Consider the following 14,119-nt stretch of genomic DNA (forward strand, 5'->3'; position numbering starts at 1 on the left):
CATGACGCGCGGCAGACAGGGCCGCGGTGGACCCCTCCCAGGCCAGGAAGCCGACGCAGGGCAGGCCGGCCGCGCCGCATTCGACGCGGCGCCGGTACTGCAGGTCGATGGCCTCCATGCGCGCCTGGGCGGTGCGCCCGTGCTGCACGGCGTGACGCTGGCCCTGAACGCCGGCCGCTGGACCAGCATCGTCGGCCCCAACGGCGCGGGCAAGTCCACGCTGCTCAAGGCCATGGCCGGACTGCTTGCACCCTCGGGCGGCGAGGTTCTGCTCGATGGCGAGGTGCTTTCGACCTGGCCTCACCGGGCGCGCGCCCGACGCTTGGCCTGGCTGGCGCAGGGCGGCGCGGCCGATCCGGCCGCCGACGACCTCACGGCCTACGACGTCGCCATGCTCGGCCGGCTGCCGCATCAACGCTGGCTGGCCGCGCCGTCCGATGCCGACCATGCCGCCGTGGAGCAGGCCCTGCGCCGGACGCAGGCCTGGGACTGGCGAGCCCGCGCGCTGTCGCAGCTTTCCGGCGGCGAGCGGCAGCGGGTGCTGCTGGCCCGCGCGCTGGCCGTCGAGGCGGGCGTGCTGCTGATGGACGAGCCGCTGGCCAACCTCGACCCGCCGCACCAGGCCGACTGCCTGGCGCTGGCCCGCACCCTGGCCGATGCCGGCCGCACCGTGGTCACCGTGCTGCACGAGTTGCATGCCGCCCTGGCCGCCGACGACCTGGCCGTGATGGCCGGTGGCCGGCTGATCCACCACGGCCCCTGTGGCGACAGCGCGACCCATGCCGCCATCGAGGCCGTCTTCGACCACCGCATCCGCATCCACCGCGTCGACGACCAGTGGGTGGCACTGCACCGCTGAACCCCTTTGTGGAGAACCCCATGCAGACCGAAACCCCGCCCCAGTCCAAGCCCTACGAGAAGCCCGAAGGCGAGCGCCGCGGGCTGCTGATCGTCAACACCGGCGATGGGAAGGGCAAGAGCACTGCCGCCTTCGGCCTGGCCATCCGCGCCCACGGCCGCGGCAAGCCGGTGCGCATCTTCCAGTTCATGAAGGTGCCCAGCGCGCGCTTCGGCGAGCACCGCGTGTTCGAGCAACTGGGCCTGCCCATCGAAGGCCTGGGCGACGGCTTCAGCTGGAAGAGCCAGGACCTGGAGCGCTCCGCCCAGCTGGCGCGCGATGGCTGGAGCCGGGCGGCGGCGGCCATCAGCTCGGGCGAGCACTTCCTGGTGGTGCTGGACGAGATCACCTATCCGCTCATCTACGGCTGGCTGCCGCTGGAGCCGGTGATCGAGGTACTGACGCAGCGGCCCTCGTCGGTGAGCGTGGTGCTCACCGGCCGGCGCTGCCCGCAGGAGCTGATCGACATCGCCGACACCGTGACCGAAATGCGCAAGGTCAAGCATGCCTTCGATGCGGGCATCCCGGCGCAGCGCGGCATCGAGGATTAGTCCCCCGTGACGGACGGCCCGGTCGTGTTGGCCGCCGCGCTCTGGCTGGCGCTCGCTGTCGACCGCTGCCTGGGCGAGCCGCCGGCGCGCATGCATCCGGTGGTGGGCATGGGCCGCTGGCTGGACTGGGCCGGACGCCATGTGGCGCCGCTGCCGGGCGACGCGCGGCGTGCCGGGCCCTTCGTGCGCGGTGCGTTGGTATGGCTCGTCGGCGCCTTCGTGGCGGCGGGGCTGGGCTGCCTCTTGCAATGGGCCGCCGGCGCCTTGCCCGCGGTGCTGGCCACGGTGGCGCTCGCGCTGTGCCTCAAGCCGCTGCTGGCCTGGCGCATGCTGCGTGACGAGGTAGCGGCGGTGGAGGCGGCGCTGGGGCGTTCACTCCCCGAAGGCCGTGAACGCCTCGCCCGCCTGGTGAGCCGCGATGTGCAGCGGCTGGATGCCGGCGAGGTGCGCGAGAGCGCCATCGAGTCGCTGGCCGAGAACCTCAACGATTCGGTGATGGCGCCGCTGTTCTGGTTCGCCATCGCCGGCCTGCCGGGCGCCGCGCTCTACCGCTTCGCCAACACGGCGGACGCCATGTGGGGCTACCGCGGCGAGCGCGGCGGCCGGGACTGGACCTGGGCCGGCACATGGGCGGCGCGGGCGGACGACGCCCTGTCCTGGCTGCCGGCCCGGCTCACGGCCCTGCTGCTGATGCTGGCCGCCGGGCGCTGGCTCGCCGGGCTGCGGCGGGAAGCGGCGCGCGCGCCGTCGCCCAATGGGGGCTGGCCCATGGGCGCAATGGCGCTGCTGCTGGGCGTGCATCTGCGCAAGCCCGGGGTCTACGTGCTCCACGCGGGCGGCCGCGCGCCGCAGGCGCGGGACACGCAGCGGGCACTCCTCCTGGCAGGGCGTGCCGTGCCGATGGCAGGCGCGCTGGCCACGCTGGCGCTCGTCTGGCTGGGGCAGGCGCGATGAGGCCCATGGTCCACGGGGGGCCGGACGCGCAGGGCGTGCCGGTGCACGACTTCTCCACCAACGCCAACGCCTGCGGACCCTGCGCGGCGGTGATGCAGGCGCTGCGGCAGGCCGATCCCACGCGCTATCCGGACCCGGCGGCCACGGCACTGCGCGCCCGGCTGGCCGCGTGGCACGGCGTCGCTCCCGAACGGGTGCTGGTGGCCGCCAGCGCGAGCGAGTTCATCGCGCGCATCACGGCGGCCGTGGCCCTGCGCCGTCGGGGCGAAGGGCCGGTGCAGGTGCCAGCGGCCGCCTATGGCGACTACCGGCGGGCGGCCGAAGCCCATGGACTGCCGGTACAGGTTGTCGGCGAGTCGCTGGCGCTCGGTGACGATCGGCCGCCGGTCCTGGCCTGGGCCTGCGAGCCGTCCTCCCCGCGCGGCGACGCCGTGGCGGATCTGCCAGCCCGGCTCGATGCCCTGCCACCGGGCACGGCGTTGGTCCTGGACTGCGCCTACGTCCCTCTGCGGCTGGAGGGCGCCTCGGCGTTGACCGCGGCGCAGCGCGACCGGTGCTGGCAGCTGTGGACGCCCAACAAGGCCCTGGGGCTGACGGGGGTGCGTGGCGCCTATGCCATCGCACCGGCCGAGGCGCCCGACCGGCTGGTCCAGGACCTGCACGCCCTGGCACCGTCGTGGCCTCTGGGCGCCCATGCCGAGGCCATGCTCCGGGCCTGGACCGAGCCGGCCGTCCAGGACTGGCTTTCGACGCAATGCCTGCCGCGCCTTCGGCAATGGAAGCAGCGCCAGATCGCGCAGTGCGAAGCGATGGGCTGGCAGGTGGCGCCCGGCGTCGCCAACTTCTTCTGTGCCAGGCCAGGCGCGCCGTCCCTCGACGAGGCGTTGCGGGACCTGCGTGCGCAGGGCATCAAGCTGCGCGATTGCGGCAGCTTCGGCATGCCGGGCTGGGTGCGACTGGGTGTGCTGCCCCCGGCCAGCCAGGACGCGCTGGCTCGCGCATGGAGTCCGTTCGCATAGACGGATGGCGCGCCCCGTGATCGCCCGATGGCCTGCGAGCGCGCACTGCCGCTTCGGTCACGACGATGGCGCGATGGCCGACAGCCCGGCCTGGCCCGCGGCAGGCACGCTTGGCGCATCGCTCACAGATTCGGAGAACACCATGCGTCAAACCTTTTTCGGTATCGCCACCGCCCTGTCCCTGATCGCCTTTGCCGGCGCCAGCCATGCCCAGCTCGGCAAGGCCGCATCGGAGGCGTCGGACGCCGCCGAGCACAAGATCGACCAGAAGCGCGCCGAGAGCGACGCCAAGAAGAGCGGGCCGGTGGGCAAGGCGGTCAACAACGTCAAGTCGGAGTACCACAAGAACCGCTCCAAGAACTCGGCCGACAAGGCCAAGGACGCGCTCAAGGGCAAGGACTGAGTCCAACCACAAGGGCCGCCCGCGGCGACACGCGGCGGCATCTGGCCAACCGAGCAAAAGGGCTGCAGCGATGCAGCCCTTTCTGCTTGCGACCGGTGGTCTCGCCTATTCGCCGTCGGCGTCCTTGCGCCCTCGGCCGCCGCTGGTCAGCCGCCCGGTGAGGTCCAGCACCCGCGTCACCGCGGCGCCCATGCCCATGAGCCGCATGGCCGTGTCGGGCGACAGGCGCTGCACGTCGTCGAACCAGCGCACCAGCCGGTCGATCAGGTCGTGCATCTCGCGCATGCGCTGCTGGGCATGGCGCTCCTCCTCGGTGGCCGGCTCCTGCAGCAGCGCGTTGCGCAGCATCGAGAGCGTGGGCTCGATCTCGCGGCGGCGGCGTTCCTCGGCCAGCACGCGGAAGATGTCCCACACCTCGCCCGGCGTCTCGAAATACTCGCGCCGGTCGCCTGCCAGATGCCGCAGCTGCACCAGCCGCCAGGCCTGGAGTTCCTTGAGCCCCATGCTCACGTTGGAGCGCGAGAAGGACAGCGTCTCGCTGATCTCCTCGGCATTGAGGGGCCGCTGCGACAGGAAGAGCAGGGCATAGATCTGGCCCACCGTGCGGTTGATGCCCCAGCGGCTGCCCATCTCGCCGAAGTGGTCGACGAACTGGCGGTGGAGTTCGGGCAGGGCAGGGCGCGGGTCGGCAGGGCGGCTGTGGGGCATTCGCCGATTGTGCGTGCTGGCATTTCAGGAAAAGCCGAAATCCCAGGAATGCCTTGAATCCGGTGGGGCGATGGCGTTCAGCCCGCCTGGCTGATCTGCATCGTCGGCCGGATGTCGGTGTAGTTCTTCACGTCGCCGTTGATCTCCTTGGCATGCGGGCCGAAGGCGGCCTGGAAGGCTTCGATCGATTCGCAGTCGATGTGGCACATGGCCTCGAAGGCCGGCTTGGAGCCGGGCGCCGGCCCCGACAGGCCGCGGTCGATGCGGTAGCCCAGGCAGGCCGAACCCATGCGGGCTTGGATCATGGGCATGTGCTTGTCGCGGTAGTAGTCGTGGTCGAAGCGGGCGCCTTCGGTGAAGGGGTAGAGGACGCTGACACGGATCATGGGGGGTCTCCTGGAGTGGTTGCGAACGGGTGGATGGATGCTGCGCTTCAGCCGCGGCGGGTGGCGATGAGCGGCTGCACGTCGGGGGCCTTCAGGCGGGGCCGGTCGGCCTCGGCCCGGGCCAGCGGCGCGACCTCTTCCATCGTGGCCAGGCAGCGGCGGGTGAGGTCCTGGTAGGTGAGGGTACCTTCGCGCTTCCACGCGATCTCCTGCTCGGTCAGCGGTCGCTTGACCCGCGCGGGCACGCCCGCCACCAGGCTGGCATCGGGGATCTGCATGCCCGCGGGCACGAATGCGCAGGCGGCCACGATGGTGCGCTCGCCGATCACGGCCTCGTCCATCACCACGGCATTCATGCCCACCAGCGCATCGCGGCCGACCACGCAGCTGTGCAGCACGGCGCCGTGGCCGATGTGGCCGTTCTCGCGCACCACCGTGTCGCGCTCGGGAAAGCCGTGGATCACGCAGGTGTCCTGCACGTTGGAGCCGGCCTCCAGCACCACACGGCCGAAGTCGCCACGCAGGCAGGCCGCGGGCCCGACATAGCAGCCCGGGCCGACGTGGACGTCGCCGATCAGCACGGCGGTGGGATGCACATAGGCGCTCGGGTCCACGACGGGCACCACGCCTTCGATGGCATAGCAGGGCATTGCGCAAGGTCTCCTTCGGGCGCAGCACCGAACGGCACGGCGCTGACACGGGTTTTCTCGGGGTGTGCTGACTTGCGTCAAACAGCGCGGCAATCTTAAGATAAGCCGACCGGTCGGTCGAAAGTAATTCGGCGAAACGACCCCCGAACAATCCCGGAGACGCCCCATGTCCGACGCCCTGGTGATCGAGAGCACGGCCGATGCCGTGCGCACCCTGACGCTCAACCGTCCCGCCGCGCTCAACAGCTTCACGCAGGCGATGCACCACGCGCTCATGGACGCGCTGGAGCGCGCTGCGGCGGATGTCGGCGTTCGCGCGCTGGTGCTCACCGGCGCCGGCCGCGGCTTCTGCGCCGGCCAGGATCTGGCCGATCCCGCCGTGGCCCCCGAGCCTGGCGGCACGCCCAAGGACCTGGGCGAGGTCATCGACCGCTTTTACCGTCCGCTGGTGCTGCGCCTGCGCAGCATGCCGGTGCCGGTGGTGGCGGCCGTCAACGGCGTGGCCGCGGGCGCCGGCGCCAACCTCGCGCTGTGTGCGGACCTTGTCCTGGCGGCGCGCTCGGCCAGCTTCATCCAGGCCTTTGCCAAGATCGGCCTGGTGCCCGACACGGGTGGCACCTGGCTGCTGCCGAGGCTGGTGGGCCGTGCGCGCGCGCTGGGCCTGGGCCTGCTGGGCGACAAGCTGCCGGCCGGGGAAGCCGAGCGTATCGGCCTGATCTGGCGCGTGGTCGACGATGCCGCCCTGGCGGAGGAGGCGCAGCAACTGGCCCGCCGGCTGGCCGCCATGCCGGTGAAGGCCCTGGTCGCCACGCGCACGGCCTTCGATGCGGCGCAGGCGCTGGATCTGGAGGCTGCCCTGACCCAGGAGGCCCGCCTGCAGGGCGAGCTCGGGCGTGCCCACGACTACCAGGAAGGCGTGGCCGCCTTCGGCGCCCGCCGTGCCCCGCAGTTCACCGACCGCTGAAGCCGTCATGGCCGCATCCCCTACACCCCAGCCCGAGCAGATCGCCGACGCCGTGCGCGACGGCATGGCCGCCAACGATCGGGCCCTGCATGCGCTGGGCATCGCCATCGTCGCCATTTCGCCCGGCGCAGCCACGGCCGCCATGAGCGTGCGCGAGGACATGCTCAACGGCCACGACATCTGCCACGGCGGCCTGATCGCGACGCTGGCCGACACCGCCTTCGCCTACGCCTGCAATGCCTACGACGAACTCACCGTGGCCTCGGGCTTCGGCGTGGACTTCGTCGCGCCGGCCCGTCTGGGCGACCGTCTGGAAGCGCGGTGCACCGAGGTCTCGAAGACCGGGCGCACCGGCGTGTACGACGTGGTCGTGACCAACCAGCGCGGCGAGCGCGTGGCGGTGTTCCGCGGCCGCTCCTACACCGCCCGCGGCCGGCCCGCGGTACCGCGCTGACCGATTTGCCCGCAAGGAGACGACCCATGCCCGTCAAGCAGCCGGCCCCCGGCGACCTGGAACCCATCGAGACCGCCAGCCGCGACGAGATCGCCGCGCTGCAGTTGCAGCGCCTGCGCGCCACGCTGGAGAACGTCTACGAGAACGTGCCGCACTACCGCCGCGCCTTCGACGAGCGGGGCGTGCATCCGTCGGACCTGCGGCAGTTGTCGGACCTGGCGAAGTTCCCCTTCACCGTCAAGAGCGACCTGCGCGACCACTATCCCTTCGGCATGCTGGCCGTGCCGCGCGAGCGGCTGGCGCGCATCCATGCCTCGTCGGGCACCACGGGCAAGCCCACGGTGGTGGGCTACACCGCCGGCGACATCGACCGCTGGGCCGACCTGGTGGCCCGCTCCATCCGCGCCGCGGGCGGCCGGGCCGGCGACCTGATCCACGTGGCCTACGGCTACGGCCTGTTCACCGGCGGCCTGGGGGCGCACTACGGGGTGGAGCGGCTGGGCTGCACCGCCATTCCCATGTCGGGCGGACAGACCGAGAAGCAGGTGCAGATGATCCGCGACCTGAAGCCGTCGATCATCATGGTCACGCCCAGCTACATGCAGGTGATCGTCGAGGAGTTCGCGCGCCAGGGCCTGGACGCGCGCGACTGCTCGCTCAGGGTCGGCATCTTCGGCGCCGAGCCCTGGACCGAGGCCATGCGCCGCGAGATCGAGGGCCGTGCCGGCATCGATGCGGTGGACATCTATGGCCTGTCCGAGGTCATGGGCCCGGGCGTGGCCAGCGAATGCATCGAGTCGAAGGACGGCCCGGTGATCTGGGAAGACCACTTCTATCCCGAGATCATCGACCCCGAGACCGGCGCGGTGCTGCCCGACGGCGAGGAGGGCGAGCTGGTCTTCACCACGCTCACCAAGGAGGCCCTGCCCATCGTGCGCTACCGCACGCGCGACCTCACGCGGCTGCTGCCGCCCACCGCCCGCGCCTTCCGGCGCATGGGCAAGATCGTCGGCCGCAGCGACGACATGCTGATCATCCGTGGCGTCAATGTCTTTCCCACGCAGGTGGAGGAGATCGTGCTGCAGCACCCGCAGCTCTCCGGCCAGTACCAGCTGGTGGTGCGCCGGGATGGCCACCTGGACACGGTGGAGGTGCGCTGCGAGCTGCAGCCCGAGGCCGCGGCCGCCGCGAGTGCGGCGGAGGTGGCCGGCTGGGTGCAGCACCGTATCAAGACGCTGATCGGCATCAGCACCACCGTCAACGTGCTGCCGCCCGATGGCATCGAGCGCACGCTCACCGGCAAGGCACGCCGGGTCTTCGACGAACGCGCCAAGGCCCGCTGACCGGCCTTCGTCCGCCCCCACGCAAACCACAGGAAGGACCGCCCCATGTACACCCAGGCCATGGACACCGCCGGCAAGGACGCCGACGCCCGCAAGCCCGTGCGCTCCGCCCAGGAGGCCCTGTTGGAGGCCCGCTTCGATGCGCGCATCGACGACGGCGCCTTCATCGAGGCGAAGGACTGGATGCCGGAGCACTACCGCCGGACGCTGGTGCGCCAGATCAGCCAGCATGCGCATTCCGAGATCGTCGGCATGCTGCCCGAGGGCAACTGGATCACCCGCGCACCGACGCTCAAGCGCAAGGCCATCCTGCTGGCCAAGGTGCAGGACGAGGGCGGCCACGGCCTGTACCTGTATGCCGCGGCCGAGACGCTGGGCACCTCGCGCGACCAGATGCTGGAGGCCCTGCACAGCGGCAAGGCCAAGTACAGCTCGATCTTCAACTACCCCACGCTCACCTGGGCCGACGTGGGCGCCATCGGCTGGCTGGTGGACGGCGCGGCCATCATGAACCAGGTGCCCATCTGCCGCTGCTCCTATGCGCCCTATGCCCGCGCCATGGTGCGCATCTGCCGGGAGGAGAGCTTCCATCAGCGCCAGGGCTTCGAAAGCCTGCTGACCATGATGCAGCAGGGCACCGAGGCGCAGAAGGCCATGGTGCAGGACGCCGTCGATCGCTGGTGGTGGCCCTCGGTGATGATGTTCGGCCCGCCCGACGACCAGAGCCCCAACACGGCGCAGTCCATGCGCTGGGGCATCAAGCGCGTGTCCAACGACGAGCTGCGGCAGAAGTTCGTCGACGCCGCCGTCGAGCAGGCCCGCGTGCTGGGCGTGACCCTGCCCGACCCCGCGCTGAAGTGGAACGAGGAGCGGCAGCACCACGACTTCGGTGCCATCGACTGGGCCGAGTTCTGGCGCGTCATCGCCGGCGACGGCCCCTGCAACCGCGAGCGCCTGGCCGCCCGCGTGAAGGCCTGGGAGGAGGGCGCCTGGGTGCGCGAAGCCGCCCTGGCCCATGCCCGCAAGCAGGAAGAGCAATTCAAGGAGGCCGCATGAGCGAGCACACCCCCGACGCGAAGGGCGACCGCATCGCAGGCGAGGCCGAAGCCAGACCCGTGGGCAACGCAAGCCGGGCGCAACCGCCCCGCGCCGAGTGGCCGCTGTGGGAGGTCTTCGTGCGCACCAAGGCCGGCCTGGACCACAAGCACTGCGGCAGCCTGCATGCTGCCGACGCGCGCATGGCCATCCAGCTGGCGCGCGACGTGTACACGCGCCGGCAGGAGGGCACCAGCGTGTGGGTGGTGCGGGCCGACCAGATCGTCGCCAGCGATCCCGGCGACAAGGACATGTACTTCGACCCGATGGAGGACAAGGTCTACCGCCATCCCACCTTCTACACGCTGCCCGGCGCGGTGGACCACATGTGAGCACCGACGGGAGACACCACATGCAAGCCTCCATCGAGATCGCCCAGGACGCGCCGCTGCAGTACCTGCTGCGCATCGGCGACACCGCCCTCATCCTCGGCCAGCGGCTGGGCGAATGGACCGGTCACGCGCCGGTGCTGGAAGAGGACATCGCGCTGGCCAACATGGCGCTGGACCTGATCGGCCAGGCCCGCGCGGTGCTGAGCCATGCCGGCGCCGTCGAGGGCCGCGGCCATGACGAGGACCAGCTCGCCTTCCTGCGCGAGGAGCGCGACTACCGCAACGTGACGCTGGTGGAGCTGCCCAATGGCCCGGGCCGGCCCGGCGACTTCGCGCTCGCCGTATTGCGCAACACCATGGCCGCGACCTTCTTCCACCTGCTGTGGACGCGGCTGCAGGACTCCACCGACGCCGAGCTGGCGGCCATCGCCGGCAAGGCCGTGAAGGAGGCGCGCTACCACCAGCAGCATGCCGCCGACTGGGTGGTGCGCCTGGGCGACGGCACGGCGGAGTCGCGCCGGCGCATGGTGGCCGCGCTGGAGCGGCTGTGGCCCTATGCCGCCGAACTTTTCGCCGACGACGCGGTGGACGAGGCCGCCGCCGCCAGCGGCCTGGGCCCGCGCTGGAGCGCGCTGCGCCCCGACTGGGAGGCCGCGATGGCCGAGGTGCTGGCCGAGGCCTCGTTGCCGGTGCCCGCGCACACGGCCTTTGTCAGCACCGGCAAGCGCGGCGTGCACAGCGAGCACATGGGCTACATCCTGGCCGAGATGCAGCAACTGCAGCGGGCCTATCCCGGAGGCGTGTGGTGAGCGCGATGGCGGCCGTGCCCACGCCGGCTTCGGTGCCGCAACAGTCCGCGCGCATGGCGCGTGCCTGGGCTGTGCTGGCCGACGTTCCCGACCCGGAGGTACCGGCGCTGTCGGTGTGCGACCTGGGCCTGGTGCGCGAAATTCGCCTCGACGCCGACGGCCTGACCGTGGTGCTGACGCCGACCTATTCCGGCTGTCCTGCCACCGAGGTGATCGCGCAGAGCGTGCGCGATGCGATCGAGGCCGACGGCCTGGGGCCGGTGCAGACCGTGTTGCGCCGCGCGCCGGCCTGGACCACCGACTGGATCAGCGAGGACGGCCGCCGCAAGCTGCGCGAGTACGGCATCGCGCCCCCCGGCCCGGTGGCGGCGGGGCAGGGCGTGCCGGTGCGGCTGGTGGGACGCCGTGGCGCCACGCCCATGGTCGCCTGTCCGCGCTGCGGCAGCATCGAGACCGAGCGGCTGTCCGCCTTCGGTGCCACCGCCTGCAAGGCGCTCTACCGCTGCATCGCCTGTCGCGAACCCTTCGAGCATTTCAAGCCGCTATGACGCCCCTGTTCCATTCCCTGCGCGTGCGGACCGTGGAGCCCGATACCGCCGAGGCGGTGATCGTCAGCTTCGATGTGCCGCCCGAGCTGCGCCAGACCTTCGGCTTCACCCAGGGCCAGTACCTCACCCTGCGCAAGCAGATCGACGGGCAGGACCTGCGGCGTTCGTACTCGATCTGTGCCGGCGTGGACGATGGCGTGCTCCGCGTGGGCGTGCGCAAGGTGCGCGGCGGCGTGTTCTCCAACTGGATCAACGCCCAGCTGCGGCCCGGCGACGAGATTGCCGTCATGGCGCCGCAGGGCCGCTTCTTCGTTCCGCTGGCGCCCGAGGAGCGCCGGCACCACCTGGGCGTCGCTGGCGGCAGCGGCATCACGCCCATCCTGTCGATCATGAAGACCGTGCTGGCGCGCGAGCCCGGCAGCCGCTTCACGCTGATCTACGGCAACCGGCAGTTGCGTTCCACCATGTTCAAGGAGGAGCTGGAGGACCTCAAGAACCGCTACCTGAGCCGGCTGGTCCTGCACCATGTGTTCTCGAACGAGCACACCGACGCGCCCATCAACAGCGGCGTGCTCGACCGCGAGAAGGTGGGCGACTTCCTGCGCACGCTGGTGCCGGCCTGGTCCATCGACCATGCCTACATCTGCGGGCCCTACCAGATGAACGACGAGGCCGAGGCGGCATTGCGCGCGGCCGGCGTGCCGGGGTCGGCGATCCATGTGGAGCGCTTCGGCATCGCCCAGCCGGCCACCGCCCCCGGAGCCGTCGGCGCCGTGATGCACGAGGCACTGCCGGGCGATGCCGAGCAGGCAAGGGTGGTCATCGTGCGCGATGGGCTCTCGCGCGAGATCGAGTTCCGCCGTGACCAGCCCAGCATCCTCGACTGCGCGGCGGCGGCCGGTGTGGAGGTGCCGTATTCGTGCACCTCGGGCGTGTGCGGCACCTGCCGCGCCAAGGTGCTCGAAGGCGCGGTGCGCATGGGGCGCAATTTCGCCCTCGACAAGGCGGAGGTGCAGGCCGGCTTCGTGCTCACCTGCCAGGCCCATCCCACCACGGACCGGGTGGTACTCTCGTTCGACGAACGTTGACGGGAACGCAGGGATGGCACGAGGACGCGCAGCAGGCTACGACGAACAACGCGAGACCATCCTGGCGCAGGCCGGGCTGCTGTTCGCGCGGCGGGGCTATCCCGCCACCTCGATGAACCAGGTGGCCGAGGCCTGCGGCCTGTCCAAGCCCACGCTCTACCACTACTACAAGGACAAGTACACGCTGCTCGTGAGCATCGCCGAGGCCCATGTGAGCCGGCTCGATGCCATCGTCTCGGAGGTGTGGGCCGGCGAGATGCCGCCCGAGGCCCGCATGCGCGAGCTGATCCTGCGGCTGGTGCGCGAGTACGCCACCGCGCAGAGCGCCCACCGCGTGCTCACCGAGGACGTGCGCTTCCTGGAGCCCGAAGACCGCCAGCGCGTGCTCGACAAGGAGCGCGCCGTGGTGCGCGGTTTCGCGCGGGCCGTGGCGGCCCTGCGGCCCGACCTGCAGGACACGCTGATGGGCATGCCGCTGACCATGCTGCTGTTCGGAATGATCAACTGGATGTTCACCTGGATGAAGCCCGATGGGCCGCTGGACTACGAGGACATGGCGCCCGTGGTGGCCGACCTGTTCCTGGGCGGGCTGCCGGCGGTGCGCCTGCCCGACGCTGCGCGTCGGCCGGTGGACGTTCCCATTGCCGCTTCCGATTCCGACACCGATCCGGCGCCGACCGGCTGACCGGCGGCACCTTTCGCACGCCGCGGGGCGACGCGCCCCGGCGTTTTCTGCCAGACCGAGAAAGTACAGAAGGAGACAAGCCATGAAGTTCAAGATCCAGGCGCTCGCCGCCGCCGCGCTGGCCTGCGCGGCCAGCCTGTCGTGGGCCGACCTGACGGTGGGCGTCACGCTGTCGACCACGGGCCCCGCGGCCTCGTTGGGCATTCCGCAGAAGAACACCATCGCCCTCATGCCCAAGACCATCGGCGGGCAGAAGGTCAACTACGTGGTGCTCGACGATGCCAGCGACACCACCACCGCGGTCAACAACACCCGCAAGCTGATCGCCGACAACAAGGCCGACGTGATCGTCGGCTCCAGCGTCACGCCCAACTCGCTGGCCATGATCGACGTGGCCGCCGAGGCGCGCGTGCCGATGATCAGCCTGGCGGCATCGGCCCGGATCATCTCGCCCATGGACGACAAGAAGAAGTGGGTCTTCAAGACCCCGCAGAACGACGACATGATGGCGCAGGCCATCGTCGACCACATGGCGGCCCGGGGCGTGAAGTCGGTCGGCTTCATCGGCTTCTCCGACGCCTATGGCGAGGGCTGGTACGAGGTCTTCTCCAAGGCCGCCGCGGCCAAGGGCATCAAGCTGGCGGCCAACGAGCGCTATGCGCGCACCGACACCTCGGTGACGGGCCAGGCGCTCAAGCTCATGTCCGCCAATCCGGAGGCCGTGCTGATCGCCGGCTCGGGCACGCCGGCTGCGCTGCCGCAGAAGACGCTGGCCGAGCGCGGCTACAAGGGCAAGGTCTACCAGACGCATGGCGTGGCGAATGCCGACTTCCTGCGCGTGGGCGGCAAGGACGTGGAAGGCACCATCCTTCCCGCGGGGCCCATGCTGGTGGCCGAGCAACTGCCCGACAGCAACCCGGTCAAGAAGTCGGCCATGGCCTATGTGTCCGCCTACGAGGCGGCCCACGGCAAGGGCAGTACCGCGGCCTTCGGCGGCCATGCGTGGGATGCCGGCCTGATGCTGCAGGCCGCCGTGCCCGAGGCGCTCAAGAAGGCGCAGCCGGGAACCCCCGAGTTCCGTGCCGCGCTGCGCGACGCGCTGGAGCAGATCAAGGAAGTGCAGGGCGCCCATGGCGTCTTCAGCATGACACCCACCGACCACCTCGGCCTCGACAACCGCGCCCGGGTGATGGTGACCATCCAGAACGGCACCTGGAAGTACCTGCCCTGAA

General features: G+C 71.0%; 18 protein-coding genes. 15 read left to right on the forward strand and 3 right to left on the reverse strand.

Annotation, left to right across the window (positions count from 1 at the left end):
- Nucleotide 1: 1 nt before the first annotated feature.
- The 5 genes from KBC94_RS21055 (at nucleotide 2) to KBC94_RS21075 (ending at nucleotide 3,825) form a co-directional block, all read left to right on the forward strand.
- On the forward strand, nucleotides 2–859 hold the full coding sequence (locus KBC94_RS21055; protein WP_294374683.1) for an ABC transporter ATP-binding protein: 858 nt from the start codon (nucleotides 2–4) through the stop codon (nucleotides 857–859).
- 20 nt (nucleotides 860–879) lie between these two features.
- Nucleotides 880–1,449 carry a cob(I)yrinic acid a,c-diamide adenosyltransferase gene (cobO, locus tag KBC94_RS21060; RefSeq protein ID WP_294374684.1) on the forward strand — a complete coding sequence of 190 codons (570 nt, stop codon included), beginning with the start codon at nucleotides 880–882 and terminating at the stop codon, nucleotides 1,447–1,449.
- 6 nt (nucleotides 1,450–1,455) lie between these two features.
- The gene (gene cbiB / locus KBC94_RS21065) at nucleotides 1,456–2,403 is read left to right on the forward strand and encodes an adenosylcobinamide-phosphate synthase CbiB (RefSeq protein ID WP_294374688.1); all 948 of its coding nucleotides are present in this window, start codon (nucleotides 1,456–1,458) and stop codon (nucleotides 2,401–2,403) included.
- Entirely contained in the window at nucleotides 2,400–3,422 is a 1,023-nt protein-coding gene (locus KBC94_RS21070) for an aminotransferase class I/II-fold pyridoxal phosphate-dependent enzyme (RefSeq protein WP_294374690.1), read from the forward strand. Before cbiB ends, KBC94_RS21070 begins: the two co-directional genes overlap by 4 nt.
- 142 nt (nucleotides 3,423–3,564) lie before the next feature.
- Nucleotides 3,565–3,825 carry a hypothetical protein gene (locus tag KBC94_RS21075; RefSeq protein ID WP_043112290.1) on the forward strand — a complete coding sequence of 87 codons (261 nt, stop codon included), beginning with the start codon at nucleotides 3,565–3,567 and terminating at the stop codon, nucleotides 3,823–3,825.
- Nucleotides 3,826–3,930: 105 nt separating this feature from the next.
- Here KBC94_RS21075 and KBC94_RS21080 read toward each other — a convergent pair whose 3' ends face one another.
- The 3 genes from KBC94_RS21080 to paaY all read right to left on the reverse strand — a co-directional run bounded on the left by KBC94_RS21080 (nucleotide 3,931) and on the right by paaY (nucleotide 5,569).
- Nucleotides 3,931–4,533 (reverse strand): GbsR/MarR family transcriptional regulator, encoded by a 603-nt coding sequence (locus tag KBC94_RS21080; RefSeq protein WP_017757888.1) that lies wholly within the window; start codon nucleotides 4,531–4,533, stop codon nucleotides 3,931–3,933.
- 77 nt (nucleotides 4,534–4,610) lie between these two features.
- Nucleotides 4,611–4,919: an EthD family reductase gene (locus KBC94_RS21085; RefSeq protein WP_017757887.1), complete on the reverse strand. Its 309-nt coding sequence runs from the start codon at nucleotides 4,917–4,919 to the stop codon at nucleotides 4,611–4,613.
- 47 nt (nucleotides 4,920–4,966) lie between these two features.
- Nucleotides 4,967–5,569, reverse strand: a complete 603-nt coding sequence (gene paaY, locus KBC94_RS21090) for a phenylacetic acid degradation protein PaaY (RefSeq protein WP_294374705.1) — start codon at nucleotides 5,567–5,569, stop codon at nucleotides 4,967–4,969.
- Between the two features lie 166 nt (nucleotides 5,570–5,735).
- On the opposite strand from paaY, the gene KBC94_RS21095 reads away from it, so the two are divergent.
- The 10 genes from KBC94_RS21095 to KBC94_RS21140 all read left to right on the forward strand — a co-directional run bounded on the left by KBC94_RS21095 (nucleotide 5,736) and on the right by KBC94_RS21140 (nucleotide 14,118).
- Complete coding sequence (locus tag KBC94_RS21095; RefSeq protein ID WP_294374708.1) at nucleotides 5,736–6,533, forward strand: enoyl-CoA hydratase-related protein; 798 nt, start codon at nucleotides 5,736–5,738, stop codon at nucleotides 6,531–6,533.
- Nucleotides 6,534–6,540: 7 nt separating this feature from the next.
- Nucleotides 6,541–6,987: a hydroxyphenylacetyl-CoA thioesterase PaaI gene (gene paaI / locus KBC94_RS21100; protein WP_294374711.1), complete on the forward strand. Its 447-nt coding sequence runs from the start codon at nucleotides 6,541–6,543 to the stop codon at nucleotides 6,985–6,987.
- Nucleotides 6,988–7,013: 26 nt separating this feature from the next.
- Complete coding sequence (gene paaK / locus KBC94_RS21105; protein ID WP_294374714.1) at nucleotides 7,014–8,330, forward strand: phenylacetate--CoA ligase PaaK; 1,317 nt, start codon at nucleotides 7,014–7,016, stop codon at nucleotides 8,328–8,330.
- Between the two features lie 45 nt (nucleotides 8,331–8,375).
- Nucleotides 8,376–9,386, forward strand: a complete 1,011-nt coding sequence (gene paaA, locus KBC94_RS21110) for a 1,2-phenylacetyl-CoA epoxidase subunit PaaA (protein WP_294374717.1) — start codon at nucleotides 8,376–8,378, stop codon at nucleotides 9,384–9,386.
- Between the two features lie 59 nt (nucleotides 9,387–9,445).
- Complete coding sequence (gene paaB / locus KBC94_RS21115; RefSeq protein WP_114804145.1) at nucleotides 9,446–9,757, forward strand: 1,2-phenylacetyl-CoA epoxidase subunit PaaB; 312 nt, start codon at nucleotides 9,446–9,448, stop codon at nucleotides 9,755–9,757.
- Nucleotides 9,758–9,777: 20 nt separating this feature from the next.
- Nucleotides 9,778–10,566: a 1,2-phenylacetyl-CoA epoxidase subunit PaaC gene (gene paaC / locus KBC94_RS21120; protein ID WP_294374720.1), complete on the forward strand. Its 789-nt coding sequence runs from the start codon at nucleotides 9,778–9,780 to the stop codon at nucleotides 10,564–10,566.
- A 5-nt stretch (nucleotides 10,567–10,571) separates the two neighbouring features.
- Nucleotides 10,572–11,114 (forward strand): 1,2-phenylacetyl-CoA epoxidase subunit PaaD, encoded by a 543-nt coding sequence (gene paaD, locus KBC94_RS21125; RefSeq protein WP_294374941.1) that lies wholly within the window; start codon nucleotides 10,572–10,574, stop codon nucleotides 11,112–11,114.
- Entirely contained in the window at nucleotides 11,111–12,202 is a 1,092-nt protein-coding gene (gene paaE, locus KBC94_RS21130) for a 1,2-phenylacetyl-CoA epoxidase subunit PaaE (RefSeq protein ID WP_294374722.1), read from the forward strand. Before paaD ends, paaE begins: the two co-directional genes overlap by 4 nt.
- 13 nt (nucleotides 12,203–12,215) lie before the next feature.
- Nucleotides 12,216–12,887 carry a TetR/AcrR family transcriptional regulator gene (locus KBC94_RS21135; protein WP_294374725.1) on the forward strand — a complete coding sequence of 224 codons (672 nt, stop codon included), beginning with the start codon at nucleotides 12,216–12,218 and terminating at the stop codon, nucleotides 12,885–12,887.
- 82 nt (nucleotides 12,888–12,969) lie between these two features.
- Nucleotides 12,970–14,118, forward strand: coding sequence for an ABC transporter substrate-binding protein (locus KBC94_RS21140; RefSeq protein ID WP_294374727.1), 1,149 nt, complete (start codon nucleotides 12,970–12,972; stop codon nucleotides 14,116–14,118).
- Nucleotide 14,119 lies beyond the last annotated feature (1 nt).

Source organism: Pseudacidovorax sp., from assembly GCF_017991995.1.
In the GTDB taxonomy this organism is placed as follows: Bacteria; Pseudomonadota; Gammaproteobacteria; order Burkholderiales; family Burkholderiaceae_C; genus Xenophilus.